The sequence below is a fragment of the Arthrobacter sp. efr-133-TYG-104 genome (assembly GCF_030208915.1).
GTDB lineage: Bacteria > Actinomycetota > Actinomycetes > Actinomycetales > Micrococcaceae > Arthrobacter.
The window spans coordinates 130,217-144,193 of sequence record NZ_JARVTA010000023.1; the positions used below are offsets into that span (position 1 = coordinate 130,217).

General features: G+C 62.2%; 14 protein-coding genes. 9 read left to right on the forward strand and 5 right to left on the reverse strand.

Annotation, left to right across the window (positions count from 1 at the left end; translation table 11 throughout):
• Positions 1–6 precede the first annotated feature (6 nt).
• The 7 genes from QRN04_RS15740 (at position 7) to QRN04_RS15770 (ending at position 8,051) form a co-directional block, all read left to right on the forward strand.
• Positions 7–1,512, forward strand: a complete 1,506-nt coding sequence (locus tag QRN04_RS15740; protein WP_284976962.1) for a bifunctional phosphatase PAP2/diacylglycerol kinase family protein — start codon at positions 7–9, stop codon at positions 1,510–1,512.
• 180 nt (positions 1,513–1,692) lie between these two features.
• Positions 1,693–2,637: an ABC transporter ATP-binding protein gene (locus QRN04_RS15745; protein ID WP_284976963.1), complete on the forward strand. Its 945-nt coding sequence runs from the start codon at positions 1,693–1,695 to the stop codon at positions 2,635–2,637.
• A 5-nt stretch (positions 2,638–2,642) separates the two neighbouring features.
• Positions 2,643–3,542: an ABC transporter permease gene (locus QRN04_RS15750; RefSeq protein WP_284976964.1), complete on the forward strand. Its 900-nt coding sequence runs from the start codon at positions 2,643–2,645 to the stop codon at positions 3,540–3,542.
• 27 nt (positions 3,543–3,569) lie between these two features.
• On the forward strand, positions 3,570–4,877 hold the full coding sequence (locus QRN04_RS15755; protein ID WP_284976965.1) for a sensor histidine kinase: 1,308 nt from the start codon (positions 3,570–3,572) through the stop codon (positions 4,875–4,877).
• Positions 4,874–5,566: a response regulator gene (locus QRN04_RS15760; protein WP_284976966.1), complete on the forward strand. Its 693-nt coding sequence runs from the start codon at positions 4,874–4,876 to the stop codon at positions 5,564–5,566. Before QRN04_RS15755 ends, QRN04_RS15760 begins: the two co-directional genes overlap by 4 nt.
• Positions 5,567–5,751: 185 nt before the next feature.
• Positions 5,752–7,215: an amino acid permease gene (locus QRN04_RS15765; protein ID WP_284976967.1), complete on the forward strand. Its 1,464-nt coding sequence runs from the start codon at positions 5,752–5,754 to the stop codon at positions 7,213–7,215.
• An 80-nt stretch (positions 7,216–7,295) separates the two neighbouring features.
• Positions 7,296–8,051: an IclR family transcriptional regulator gene (locus tag QRN04_RS15770; RefSeq protein ID WP_284976968.1), complete on the forward strand. Its 756-nt coding sequence runs from the start codon at positions 7,296–7,298 to the stop codon at positions 8,049–8,051.
• Between the two features lie 11 nt (positions 8,052–8,062).
• Here QRN04_RS15770 and QRN04_RS15775 read toward each other — a convergent pair whose 3' ends face one another.
• Both QRN04_RS15775 and QRN04_RS15780 read right to left on the reverse strand, forming a co-directional pair.
• Positions 8,063–8,518 (reverse strand): YkvA family protein, encoded by a 456-nt coding sequence (locus QRN04_RS15775; RefSeq protein WP_284976969.1) that lies wholly within the window; start codon positions 8,516–8,518, stop codon positions 8,063–8,065.
• Positions 8,515–9,144: a cation efflux transmembrane domain-containing protein gene (locus QRN04_RS15780; RefSeq protein WP_284976970.1), complete on the reverse strand. Its 630-nt coding sequence runs from the start codon at positions 9,142–9,144 to the stop codon at positions 8,515–8,517. Before QRN04_RS15780 ends, QRN04_RS15775 begins: the two co-directional genes overlap by 4 nt.
• A 141-nt stretch (positions 9,145–9,285) precedes the next feature.
• Between QRN04_RS15780 and QRN04_RS15785 the strand changes: the two genes are divergently transcribed.
• A complete protein-coding gene (locus QRN04_RS15785; protein WP_284976971.1) occupies positions 9,286–10,362 on the forward strand; it encodes a metallophosphoesterase family protein in 1,077 nt (358 codons plus the stop codon).
• Positions 10,363–10,434: 72 nt separating this feature from the next.
• On the opposite strand, the gene QRN04_RS15790 is transcribed toward QRN04_RS15785, so the two are convergent.
• Genes QRN04_RS15790 through QRN04_RS15800 form a run of 3 tightly spaced genes read right to left on the reverse strand, consistent with a single transcriptional unit; the run spans position 10,435 to position 12,478 of the window.
• Complete coding sequence (locus QRN04_RS15790; RefSeq protein WP_284976972.1) at positions 10,435–11,223, reverse strand: IclR family transcriptional regulator; 789 nt, start codon at positions 11,221–11,223, stop codon at positions 10,435–10,437.
• 29 nt (positions 11,224–11,252) lie between these two features.
• The gene (locus QRN04_RS15795; protein WP_284976973.1) at positions 11,253–12,002 is read right to left on the reverse strand and encodes a cyclase family protein; all 750 of its coding nucleotides are present in this window, start codon (positions 12,000–12,002) and stop codon (positions 11,253–11,255) included.
• Complete coding sequence (locus QRN04_RS15800; protein WP_284976974.1) at positions 12,002–12,478, reverse strand: hypothetical protein; 477 nt, start codon at positions 12,476–12,478, stop codon at positions 12,002–12,004. The genes QRN04_RS15795 and QRN04_RS15800 overlap by 1 nt, the downstream gene beginning before the upstream one ends.
• 134 nt (positions 12,479–12,612) lie before the next feature.
• Here QRN04_RS15800 and QRN04_RS15805 point away from each other — a divergent pair, with 134 nt between their 5' ends.
• On the forward strand, positions 12,613–13,929 hold the full coding sequence (locus QRN04_RS15805) for a M18 family aminopeptidase (protein ID WP_284976975.1): 1,317 nt from the start codon (positions 12,613–12,615) through the stop codon (positions 13,927–13,929).
• Positions 13,930–13,977 lie beyond the last annotated feature (48 nt).

Sequence of the window (13,977 nt, forward strand, 5' to 3'; positions counted from 1 at the left end):
AAGGGCATGCGAGGCTTCTTGGGCATGGGCCCACAACAGGTTGCAACTTTTGACCAGTTCCTGGTCCGGGCGGTGTCCCGCCAGCCCCAGGGCAGCCACGATGTTTTCTTCCGCAGGCTTTCCTCGTCCGCGACCAAGAGCAAGCTGTGGTTCGGCATAGCAGGCGCGATGGCAACCATCCCCGGCAAGCCCAGGAGGGCTGCCGTGCACGGCCTGCTTTCCTTGGCTGTTGCTTCCGGGGTGACCAACCTCGTGTTCAAGACGCTGTTGCCGCGTCGGCGTCCCCATCCGGACATTCTTCCGGCCTTTCGTTTCGTCAATCCACAGCCATCGAGCTCCTCCATGCCGTCCGGCCACTCGGCATCAGCTGTGGCGTTCGCCGTTGGTGCTGGCATGGTCTCTCCAGCGTTAGGAGCGGCCCTGGTGCCCGTGGCTGCGGGGGTCGCGTACTCGCGAGTGCATACTGGCGCGCACTGGCCCACGGATGTTGTCCTGGGGTCGGCGATCGGAGTGGGCGCGGCGCTCCTAACGCGTAGCTGGTGGCCGGCCCGGCCTGCTGAACCCAGTCCGCGGCGTACTCCTGCCGAAGCACCAGCCATTGCCGACGGCGAGGGACTGGCCATCGCCGTCAACGTGCTGGGCGGCTCCTACACGCCCGAAACCAGTGAGCTGCTCCTCAAAATATTCCCCAAGGCGTATATTCACGAGATCGGTGAAGATAAGGACGTCGCTGCGGAAATGGATGCCGCGGCTACCCGGACCGGGACCGTGGCGCTTGGCGTGTGGGGCGGCGACGGAACGGTGGGTGCTGCCGCTGCTGCCGCCGTCGAGCATTCACTCCCGCTCCTTGTCCTCCCGGGCGGAACCCTCAACCATTTTGCCCGTGACCTTGGCACCAGTTCCATCGATGACGCCATCGACGCTGTCACCCATGGCCATGCTGCGTCCGTCGACCTGGGACATGTAGTGGTTCAACGCGGGCTCCCCGATTCGCCCGAGACGCTTGAGCTGGCGATGCTGAACACGGCCAGCATCGGTTTGTATCCCAACCTTGTGCGCCGGCGGGAGCGGCTTGAACTGGCTTTGGGTAAACCGCTCGCCGGAGTACTTGCATCCCTGCGGACCTTCGCCACGAGTTCGCCCACGACCCTCCTGGTTGACGGTGTGAAGCACACGCTCTGGATTCTTTACATGGGCCGCGGCCGGTTCTACCCGAGCGATCACGCTCCCCTGCGGCGTCCGGTACTCGACGACGGCGTCTTCGACCTGCGCATGATTACCGCAGATGAGCCGTTTGCCCGTGCACGGCTCCTGTGGTCCGTCCTGACGGGCACCGTCGCGTCGTCGAAAGTCACGCACCTCACGGAAGCAACCAGGGTGGTTGTGGAAGCGATCGGCGAACCACTGGTTTTGGCGGTCGACGGCGAGCCCAAGCCCGGCGTCCGGAGCGCGGAGTTCATCGTTAGGCCACAGCAGCTCACGGTGTATTCGGCCCTTCCGGTCGCCGGGTAGGAACCACCGGGTAGAAACCAAGAGTAGGAACCTACCCCCTCAGGTCATCCATGAGGACTACCCTGGGCGGCCCATGAATCATCCCTGGGACAGGCGATTTCCGGGCTCCTCGTGACTAGCGTGGTGAGTACAGTCAAAACTCATTTGCACGCACTTGTGCTCCGAGGAGGGAACGCTTCCATGATCGAAGCAAAGGGCCTATCAAAGGTCTATGGCGCGAAGACCGCCGTCGACGGTGTCAGTTTCACCGTCCAAGCCGGGCGGGTGACGGGCTTCCTGGGCCCGAACGGCGCGGGTAAATCCACTACGATGCGCATGATCATGGGCTTGGACCGGCCTACCTCGGGGGATGTGAAGGTCAACGGCCGGCACTATTCCGAGCACAGGGATCCCCTGCACCAGGTAGGTGCCCTGCTCGATGCCAAGGCAGTCCACACGGGCCGCAGTGCCTACAACCACCTGCTCGCCATGGCTGCGACGCACAGCATACCTACCTCACGGGTGCACGAGGTCATCGAAATGACCGGCCTCGGCGCCGTCGCAAAGAAGAAGGCCGGCGGATTTTCACTGGGTATGGGACAGCGGCTCGGCATCGCAGCTGCATTGCTGGGAGACCCCCAGACGTTGATCCTGGATGAGCCCGTCAACGGGCTGGATCCTGAAGGCGTCCTCTGGGTCCGCAACTTGGTCCGCTACCTCGCCAGCCAAGGTAAGACCGTCTTCCTGTCGTCGCACCTGATGAGCGAAATGTCGCAAACCGCCGATCACCTGATTGTCATCGGTCGCGGCAGAATCATCGCGGACGCGCCGGTCAAGGACATCATCGCCGGTGCGCAGCAGGCGAAGGTCCTGGTGCGGACGTCCGCGACGAGCCACCTGTCGTCGCTGCTGGTAGGCGACGGCGTCCGGGTGGACCAAAGCGAGACTGAAACCCTCGAGGTTACCGGGTTGCAGGCGCGCCAGATTGCGCAGATTGCGCTCGAAAACCAGGTCTTGGTCTATGAACTGACGCCTCAGGTGTCGTCCCTTGAGGACGCATACTTCAATCTCACCAAAGACGAAGTCGAGTACCACTCGCATGTGTCCGGTGAACCCGCACTCGCCGCTGCACCGGAAGGAAAGTAAGCACCATGAGCACCACTACTGAGAACCGTGCAGGCGTGCCAACACGCTCTTCCGCAGGCACCGGCGGGGTGACCTTTGGCGGCGTCGTAAAGTCCGAGTGGATCAAGCTCCGCTCGCTGACATCCACGCAGATCCTCCTTATTCTGACGCTCGTGGCCACCGTGGGAATCGGGGCGCTGGCCGTCCTGATCCGTTACTCCTTCATCAACCAGATAGCGCAACGTGCCAAGGAGGCGGGCCAGACCGTCACTCCGGAGCTGTTGACGAGTGCATTCCCCAAGGGTTCCGGGTTTGAGCTCTACAACCTGCCTAATGCGGGCCTGCAGATCGGCACCTTGGTGTTGGGATCCCTTGCCGTGCTGTTTATCTCCTCGGAGTACGCCACCGGCATGATCCGTTCCACCATGAATGCGGTTCCCAAAAGGATTCCGGCATTTTTGGCGAAGGCACTGCTCCTGGTGGTGGTTTCCTACGTCATCACCACCATTGCGGCATTCCTGACTTTCCTCATTGCCATGCCGGTCTTCCGTGGCTACAACCTGGACCTGACATGGTCCACCGACGGCGTGATGTACAGCATTTTCACCGGCGGCCTCTACGTTGCCGGAGTTGCCTTGATCGGACTCTCACTCGGTGCTTTGCTGCGCAACAGCGCGGGTGGCGTGACAGTGCTGGTCGCGCTGTTCTTTGTTCTGTCGATCGCTTCCGGATTCCTTTCATTGGTCCCGGGGGATTTCTGGAAGTACGTTCCCCAGTACATCCCCAGCGAGGCCGGCGGCCGGTTCCTGGCCATTGGACACGTGGACGGTGTCATTGACCCCTGGCAGGGAGGCCTCATCTTCCTTGGCTACGTCCTCCTGTTCCTGATTCCGGCTTTGCTGGTTATCAAGAAGCGGGACGTCTAGGCAGGGCAGCCCGTCTAGGCTCGTTCCATGAGTGAAGCTCCACTGCAGAAGGACGCGGCGGCCATGACGGTCGACGCGTCCTTCGCTGAAATTACCCAACGCCGCAGGGGCCGGATCCGGCGGTACTTTTACCAGCACCCCCGCGCCATGAACGCCGTCGTGGTCCTTTGCTACCTGCTTTTGGCCTTGCCCACCATCATCGCTTCGATTGGCGAAGGCAAGTGGTTGGTGGTTGCGTTGCTCCTGCTGATTGCTACAGCGTTGGTCTTCCGGCGAGAGCTCCCCGTCCAGGTGGTGCTGGCCGTCGCGCTTTTGGAAGTGGCCGCGACGATCCTCAACCCATGGGGCTCCAACGTTTCGGCAGGACTGTGGTTTGCCCTCTATGCGATGGCGGCCACCAAGCCCAGGGCCTCGGCGCTGGCAATTTTTATCGGTGCGAGCCTGCCGCTAAGCCTCCTGTACCTGTTCATGTGGACAAGCCCGTCCAACGCCGGGACACTTCAGGATGTCCCGGAAAATTTTCACCTGATCAACAACATCGCCACCGCGGTGACCATCATGCTCTCGAACCTACTGGCAACGGGCATCGGGATCTCTGTACGGCAGCGCAGGGAGCATGAGTCCGAAATCGCCGCCTGGGCCGCCAGGACCACGCAGCTCGGCAAGGTCACCGAACGGAACCGGATAGCGCGGGAAATGCACGACGTCGTGGCCCACTCGCTCACTGTGATGATCAGTCTTTCCGACGGCGCCGCAGTAGTGGTCAAGAAAGACCCGGACCGTGCGGGACTGGTTCTGGGCGAGTTGTCCCGGACAGGCAGGGCAGCCTTGGCGGACATGCGCCGGGTCCTCGGGGTGTTGCGCGACGATACCGGCAAACCCGCGCCCCTGACCCCGCTCGCTTCGGGACTGGACCTGGCCAAGCTCCTGGAGGGATTCCGTACGGCGGGCCTTCCGCTGCACTATGCACACATGGGCCCGGCCCTCCCAGCGGACCCCGCATTGGAGCTGACCGTCTACAGGATCGTGCAGGAGTCCCTGACCAATGTGCTGCGGTACGGCCGGTCCCTGGGCCGAGTGGATGTACACGTTACCCGCGACGGCGATTTGGTCACCATAGACGTGCTCGATGACGGCCGGGGCACCCGGGATGCGTCCGCCGATACCGCAGGCGGCATGGCTGGCCTCGGCGGCCTGGGTTCGGGGCAGGGGATCGCGGGGATGCGGGAACGCGCTGGAATCTATGCCGGAACGGTTACTGCCGGGCCGGGTAAACGGGGAGGCTGGGCGGTCCACGCTGAGCTGCTCTGGAATGGTGAAAAGGGGGAATCGTGATCGAAAGCAGGATCAAGGTGTTGTTGGTGGATGACCAACCGCTGCTACGCATGGGGTTTCGCCTCATCCTTGAGGGCGAGGAAGACCTCACCGTGGTTGGGGAAGCCTCGGACGGAGCCGAAGCTGCCCGCCAAGTAGAGGCGCTTCAGCCCGACGTCGTACTGATGGACGTCCGGATGCCAACGATGGACGGCATTGAGGCCACGCGCCGAATTGCGGATTTGTCCTCGGAAGCACGGGTCATCATCCTCACCACGTTCGACCTTGACGAATACGCATTCAGCGGCCTGCAGGCCGGCGCGTCCGCCTTCCTGCTCAAGGACGTTGCGCCCGCCGAACTCGTGCAGGCGGTGCGGGTGGTGGCCAGTGGCGACGCCGTCGTGGCCCCTCGCGTGACCCAACGGCTCTTGGAGACGTATGTCCGGGGCGCTTCAGTGCCGGGTGGCCCGCAGACGCCGCCCAGGGATCCGCTGCTTGATGGCCTGACGCCGAGGGAGACGGAGATCCTTACGACCATCGCTGAAGGCCTGTCCAATGCGGAAATCGCGCACAAGTTCTTCCTCTCCGAGGCCACTGTGAAGACCCATGTCCGCCGGATTCTGAGCAAATTGCAACTGCGCGATAGGGTCCAAGTCGTGGTGTACGCCTACGAAACAGGCCTTGTGGTGCCCAGTAATCCGGACTACTGACGATAGGTCCGGCTCCGGGTAGGTACAAGGTGTAATCGTGTGCAACATATGCATTAATAAATGTCTTTAATGACCACGGGCGAGAACTTTGTGTTACCTTCGTCACTACAGACGCCCTTTTAGGCAGCCACACCCCGGATGTCCCAGGCGTACCGTCAGCATCTGTCACACAACGGAGACATCACATGGATTCTTCAGCCTCGTCAGCCCCTTCAGCCCCTTTGGAACTGCAACATGAACCTGACCCCCTAGCAACCCACGTGGCGCCGGCACCCGTAACGGGCCTTCGCCGGTCAATGGGTGCCCGCCACCTCGTGATGATCGCGATGGGCGGGGTGATCGGCTCCGGATTGTTCCTGAGCTCCGGATACACCATTTCCCAGGCCGGCCCCTTGGGTGCGGTCATTGCCTACCTCATCGGGGCGTTCGTGGTCTATCTGGTGATGGCGTGCCTCGGGGAGCTGGCCATTGCCTACCCAGTGTCCGGAGCATTCCATATCTACGCGTCACGTTCCATTGGACCCGCAACCGGTTTCGCCACTGCATGGCTCTACTGGCTGTGCTGGGCCGTGGCAATCGGCTCCGAATTCACGGCCTCCGGATTGCTCATGCAACGCTGGTTTCCGGGCGTGGACGTCTGGGTTTGGTGTGCCGTGTTTGCTGTGGTTCTCTTCGGCCTCAACGCGGTGTCGTCACGGTTTTTCGGTGAGTCGGAGTTCTGGTTCTCGATTGTCAAGGTCGGTGCAATTATTGCCCTCATCGTGTTCGGCGGAGCGGCTGTCCTGGGCTTCCACCCGCTGTCGGAATCGGACCATCACCCGTTCCTTTTCGAAAACTTCAACACGTCGGGCGGGTTGTTCCCCAACGGCCTTAGCGGCGTCCTCGTAACAACCCTCGCTGTCTTCTATGCCTTCTCCGGATCAGAGCTCATCGGTGTCGCAGCCGGCGAAACGGCAGACCCTGCACGGAACATTCCCAAAGCCATGCGCAGCACCGTTGTTCGGCTTCTCATCTTCTTCGTCGGCGCAATTGCAGTGATCGCAGCTACGGTGCCTTTCGACCAGGTGGGTCTGGACGAGAGTCCCTTCGTGACGGTCTTCTCCTCGGTGGGGATACCTTTCGCAGGGGACATCATGAACTTCGTCATCATCACCGCGCTCCTGTCCGCGGGCAATAGCGGCCTGTTCTCCTGTGCGCGCATGCTCTACTCCTTGGCCGATGAGGGCCAAGCGCCCAAAGCCCTCAAAAAGCTGACACGCCGCGGAATACCCCTGGCTGCGCTCTCCGTGAGCATGCTCGGCGGGTTGGCTTCCTTGATCAGCAGCATTGTTGCCCCGGAAACCGTGTACCTGGCCCTCGTCTCCGTTGCAGGTTTCGCAGTGGTGGGGGTTTGGATGTCGATCACCGCATCGCACTTTTTCCATCGCCGTCAGTTCGTCCGCAACGGCGGTCGGGTCAGCGACCTTGCCTACAAGGCCCCACTCTTTCCGCTGGTACCGATTCTTGCATTCGCCTTGTGCTTCATCTCCCTCATAGGCATTGCCATGGACCCAAACCAGGTAGCTGCTTTGTACTTTGGGGTACCGTTCGTTGGCGCGTGCTATGCGTTCTTCCACTTCCGCTATGGCCGCAGGGCGCAGGTTGGCTGAACATTCGTAGGTTGCCTGGGCACCCGTAGGTTTGGCGGCATGTCAGAATGGCCGAAGCGCTTTTCGGAAGGAGCCGTTTCTTGGAGGGATCACCCGAGGCGTCCTCGTTGGCTCAAGGCCTTCGCCTCGTTCGCATGGTAACGGACCGCGAAAAGCAGGGACGCCAGCTTTTAGGTGTTTCCCAGCTGGCGGCGGAGCTGGACATGGAGCAGAGCCGCGTTTCGCGGTTGGCGCAGGAGCTTTGCGATCTGGGACTGCTGGAACGCGTGGAGCGAGGTCCTTTCCGGGCGGGCCCCCGGTTCTTCAGTTTGGCCGCCTCGCTCAATGTCGGCTGGGTCCGGGAATCAGCGGCCGAGATGGAGGCGCTGGTATCTACCTTCGGCCTCAGATCACGGCTCTCTGTTCGCGAGGGTGTCCGGGTCCTCCTGCTGCGCTCTTCCACCAACAATTCAGTACTGGGCGGGTTCGCCAAACCGGGCATGGTCACGCCGGTTTGGTGCACCGGCTCGGGGCGTGCGCTCTTGTGGGACCACTCCCGGGCCCAGCTCGACTCCCTGCTCAGGGACGTCAACTTCATCGGCGTCGGCGGTCCTGCGGCGGCCCACTCAGTCACTGAGGTCAGTGACCTTATGGACCGGGATCGGCCGAGGGGACTCGTTCTGGCGGCGGAAGAATTCGAGCATGACGTATGGGAAGCCGCCGTCCCGATTCGGAATCCCGCCGGCAGCGTCATGGCTGCCATCAGCGTTTTGGGTGGGCGGACCAGTATTGAGAAAGCCGAAGGGGACATCGCCGGTGCCCTGCACGCAGCCGCCCTACGGCTGGGTGCAGGGTAGCGTTCGGGAACCTACTGCCTCCCGGCGTCATCCGTCCCGGGCCCAGCAGAAGGCGTCGCCGACATTCCGGCCACGCGTTCGATCATTGCGAGACCCGCGGGGGTGCCGGGCCAGTGCTTCTCCATTGGTCCGGCACCCGCTTTGCGGATGACCGAGCGCAGCACGAGGGCCACGATGACGACGTCGTCGGCGTATCCGAGTACGGGCAGGAAATCCGGAACCAAGTCAATCGGTGAGGCGAGATAGACCAGCAGTAGGACCAAGCGGATGCGGATGCCGCGTGGCAGTGTCCTATCAGCAGCCAACCGGCGCAACAGGATGAGGAGGTCCGGAAGCAACCGGAGTGCTTCCCTCATGCCTACTGTCTCCGGGTGCCGCCGGGCGTAAACGGCCAGCAGGATCAGTAGGACCCCGTAGATCAGCGCAACGCCACCGATGATAGCGATCACCGGTTCCCACCAGTTCATGCCGTCGCTTCCCCGGGCGCCCCGGGTTCAGGCTTCAAAGCGTGCATAGCCTCGCGAACGGCGTAGTATACGATGACCAGCCCAGCCAGCGGGTCCGCCCACCACCACCCGAACAATGCGTTGAGGACCAACCCGATGAGGACCGCGCCGGATAGGCAGGCATCGATCAGGGTGATCTTGCCTTCCGCTCTCAGCACCGGGTTGCCCATGACACGGCCCGTGCGGATCTTTCCCCAAGCCAAGCCCAGCATCACTACGAGTGTCAGCGCCGTCCATCCAATGCCCAAGGCCGAGCCGGAAGGCCGGACACCACTGGCGATCACAATGACCAACTGGACCACTAAGTATGCAGCCAGAACCGCGAACGCCACTCCGATCAACCGCATGGCCCGCGCCTCACGGTCAGCATGGACACCCTTAAGCTGCCACACCACAACTACGGAGGCGAAGACCTCGATCAGGGAATCCAGGCCGAATCCGGCCAGGGCCGGCGAGGAGGCACCGACGGCGGCCACGGCCAGGATGCCCAACCCGATCACGTTCCAGCCGAGGGTGGCATATTCAAGGGCCAACCCGCGACGCAACAAGCGGTTGCTCTCCAAGGCGGCACCCTTTCCGTCAGTCATCACCACAAATCCCTCTTTCCCTACCGTAGGTTATGACATCTTGCTTCATGGCAAAGGGCAAAGATTCACGTGGGCGACTCCTGTCATTCAGCTCATCCCAATAGCCTCGTCCCGGTATCGGACAACGATGAGGAGAGTTTCATGCGTTCAATGACTAGAGTCGCCATAGCAACGGTCGGGGCCGCGCTACTGTCCGCGACGCTGCTGGCCCCGCCCGCCCTTGCAGCCAACGACGGCGGCCCGTCGGGACAGCCGAACGGGAACGGACACCAAGGCAACACGGATGGGTTCAGCTTCGGAGTGATCGGGGACGTGCCGTATGGTGCCGCCGAAATCCAAGCGTTCCCTTCCTACATCCAGGATCTCAACGCGCACAAGGAACTGAGCTTCGTCGCCCACGTAGGTGACATCAAGAACGGGTCTTCCCAGTGCACAGACCAGTACTTCGACGCCATCAAAAGCAACTTTGACAGCTTCACGGCCCCGCTTGTCTACACTCCGGGGGACAACGAATGGACAGATTGCCATCGCCCGAACAACGGAGCCTACAACCCCCTAGAAAGGCTGGCCAAGGTCCGGGAAACCTTCTTTCCCAAGCCCGGCGTCACGCTTGGCGCACCGATGCAGGTGAAGTCGCAAGCCAAGGAGGGCTTCCCCGAGAACGTCAGCTTCCGCAAGCACGAGGTTGCCTTCACAGCCGTCAATATCCCCGGCAGCGACAACTCGATGTTGCCTTGGACGGGCCTTGGCCAAACCCAGCCCACCGCCGCCCAAGTGAGCGAGGTTCAGACGCGGACCCGGGCCGACATCGAGGAGTTGAAGGACACCTTCCGCACCGCACGAAACAACGGTGACCGTGCCGTCGTCGTGATGACTCAGGCGGATATGTTCGACCCTACGGTCGCTGCCCCGAGCCAGGCGGACTTTGGCGCTTTCAAGCCCCTGGTGCAGACTCTGATCGAGGAATCGAACTCCTTCGGAGGGCCGGTCTACCTAATCAATGGAGACAGCCACGTCTATAACCAGGACCACCCTTTGGCGGCCGGCTCGTCGTGGTTGTCCTTTTATGGCCAAGCCACGGCAGCGAAGAACCTGACCCGGGTCACGGTGGACGGCTCCAACAATGCCAAGGACTGGCTGAAAGTCACCGTGGATCCCGGTGACTCATCAAACGTCATTTCGTTCGATCGCGTTCCGTTCACGCACCCGGCTTCCTAGAAAGCAACTTCCCAGAAGCAAAATGAGCGGGTAGGTCCGGCGCCTTCACCGGTGCCGGACCTGCCGCGAAGCTCAACTCCCGAAAATATCCGGACTGGTATCTGCTGGTCCCCCAACAGTTGATTCGAGCCAATCCCGCCAGGAGTTCAGTACGACGGCGTGGCTCTCCCTCAGTGGCTCCATGCGGGACTTAGGGCCGACGATCTGTATCGCGGCGGCAACCTCGCCCTTGAAATCCCGGATGGGAGCGGCGAGGGAATACAGGCCGGGTTCGGCTTCCTCGTCAACTATGGAGTAGCCACGGGCGCGGGAGGTCCTGAGGCGGTCCAGGAAGTCATCCACGGAGCGGGGGGTGTTGGGTCCATGCTTCAGGAACTCCACGGATTCGAAGACTTTGCGGACCTCGTGGTCGGGCGTATCCCATAGCAGGGCCTGGCCGGCGTCGCTGCAGTAGGCAGGGTAGGGGCGTCCCAGCCAGGAACCCACGAGGTTGGCACTCGCGGGAACATGCTCAGCGATGGTCACGGTGCTGTTTCCGCTGAGCACTCCCAAAAAGCAGGCCTCGTTGGTTTCGGTGGCCAAGCCCTCCAGCGCGGTGAGGCCGTCGGTCCGGAGCCGTTGCTCCGTAACGAGCTGGGCGTCCGTCAGGATGGACCAATCCAAGCTGTAGTTCCGCTGGTCATTACGGGCCAGGAAGCCCTCCAGCTGGGCACCCTTGAGGCTCCTTGACACTTGGCTGCGGTCTTTATCCAGCTGGGCCGCGATGTCGGCGACCGAACCGCCGTCGTACCCTTGCGCATGACGGGCCCCGAGGGCGAGGATGGCCATCATCCCGCGGCCCATGCTGGAGGTCTTTGACATGGCTCGATTCTAGCCACACCCATCCCGCGTCAGTGGATCGCGAAGACCCTGGCCGGAAAGCCGCTGCCTCCCAACGGTTTGGCCCACGTGGCGATGATGATCGCGCCTGCCTCTGGAACACCGTCCAGATTAGCCAGGAGTTCGATCTGCCACTTTCCTTGGGCGAGCACGTAGGTTTCCAGGCTGAAGTCCTGCCGGGAGGTCGCGATGCCGGGATCGGTATCGGTCTGCTCATGACCCACGGCGGAAACGTGCCGGGTTTCGATCAAGTACTTGAGAACCTCGTGCGACCAGCCAGGAGTATGGCTGATACCCGCTGCATCCTTGTTTGCCATCGCCTCGGGGTCCGGCCACCGCCGGCTCCATCCTGTGCGAAGTGCCACGAACGAACCCTCGGGGATGTCCCCGTTCCGGGCTTCCCAACCCTGCACGTCCGCAAGGGTGGGCGTCGCGTCAGGATTGGCGTCCACGCGTTGGCTGATATCGATGACTACCAACGGCAGCAGCATCTGTTCGACAGGAATCTTGTCCAGGGTCAAGCCGCCCCGGATGAAGTGCGACGGCGGATCGACGTGGGTGCCCCACTGACCCACGATCGAGTACCGATGGGCTGTGAAGCCATCCCCCTTCTCTATGTCGAAGAGGGCTTCGCGGGTTTCATCGGGGAATGCCGCGAACCGTGGCTGGCCCGGGTGGAACGCATGGGTAAGGTCCGTGTAGGTACGGCCCTTCAAGAGCGCCGCCAAGTCGGCCCACAACCCTGGAGACGTGCCCTGCATCAGGCCACCTGGCTTTCGACAGTCGGCATGCCAACAACCGGCATGCCGAAAGCCGGTGCCTCAACGCTGGTGGAGACGCTGATGGGTGCGGAAATTTCGATAACCGGAACTTCCCATGGATGAATGCGGACAATCTGTTGGATCATGTCCTGGACCTCTGCCTCGCTCATGGCGTAGTCAAAGTACGTTGTGAAAACGAACGTTGGCGAAATGGTTCGTTGCCCCACCAGCCCCAAGGTGGGGTTGGCGCCTTCGGCCACGGTGAAGCCTTCGAACCCGGCGGAGGACTCGAAAACATGGTGGTAGTTGCCGAACCCGCCCAACTCGGGGATGTCCGCGAGAGTCTGCAGCAGCAAAGCGATACCGGCGTCAGCTTCCAACGCCGTGAGGTTGCCACGGGCCAGCTGCGTCATCGTTCCAACCTCGATGGGCCAATGGATGCGGAGTTTGCGGACTTGTTTCAGTTCAATGTTCATGAGGAGCCTTCCGAGATGAGCTGCTGGCGCTATCGTGGCACATTGTGATGAGCATTACAAGCATATGAAAATGTTCATTGTGCACATTCATGGCGATGGAGGTGCCTTAGACCATGCGCGGCTAGACTCGGTGAATGTCTTCGAATGCCTCCGCAGCAGATGCCCACATCCAGGACCTCGGCGCGTATGTGGCGGCGTCGCCGTCGAGCTTCCACGCTGTGCACGAAGCCGCCCGCAGGCTGAATGCCGCCGGATTCACACGCTTGGATGAGTTGGAACCGTGGGCCGGCGGGGCCGGCAAGTTCTACATCGTCCGGGACGGTGCGTTGATCGCGTGGCTGACCCCCGAGGGCGCAGGGCCTACCACCGGTTTCAACATTTTGGGTGCCCACACCGATTCACCCTCCTTCAAACTCAAGCCCAAACCCACCACTGCCAAGTTCGGCTGGCTTCAGGCCGGCGTCGAAGTCTATGGCGGACCACTCCTGAACTCGTGGCTGGACAGGGAGCTCCAGCTTGCCGGCCGCCTGGTCCTGCTTGACGGCACCGAACACCTCACCGCCACCGGACCGCTCCTCCGCTTCCCGCAGCTGGCCATCCACTTGGACCGTGGAGTCAATGACAACGGATTGCTGCTGTCAAAGCAGCAACACATGAACCCCATCTTCGGCCAGGCCGGGGATGAGGGTGCCGATGGGGCGGATCTGCTGGCGGTGCTCGCCGATCGTGTTCAAGGCGCCACTGTGGATCCGGCCCGGATCGCCGGGTACGACGTCGTAGTGGCAGACACGCAGGCACCCGCGGTTTTCGGGGCCAACAGTGAGTTCTTTGCGTCCGGGCGCCTGGACAACCTCTCCTCGACCCATGCCGGGCTGGTTGCCCTGATCGCGCATGCCGCAGCCGAACCAACCAGCGGGCCCATCGCTGTACTGGCAGCTTTCGACCACGAGGAGCTCGGCTCGAATTCCCGCTCCGGCGCCTGCGGGCCTATTCTCGAGGACATTTTGACGCGCGTCTCGGACGGCCTTGGTGCATCCGTGAGCGAGCGGCGGCGGGCCCTTGCGGCGTCGTTCTGCGTGTCAGCGGATGCCGGTCATGCTGTCCATCCGAACTATGCCGAGAGGCACGATCCCGTGAACCGCCCGGTCCTCAACGGCGGGCCGTTGCTGAAGATCAACGCCAACCAGCGCTACGCCACTGATGCCCCGGGCGCGGCAGTTTGGGCGAAGCTTTGCGAAGCGGCCGGCGTGCCGTACCAAGAGTTCGTCTCAAATAACGATCTGCCCTGCGGCTCCACGATTGGGCCGCTGACCGCCACCCGTTTGGGTATTCGAACAGTGGACGTCGGCGTTCCGCTCCTGTCGATGCATTCGGCGCGCGAACTTTGCGGAGTTCGGGATCCACGGTTCCTGACCGACGTCGTTGAGGTGTTCTTCCGCGCAGGCGCCTGACGCAAAGCATCAAGCACTCGCTTCAGGGCGGGCATGTGGATTCCCCTG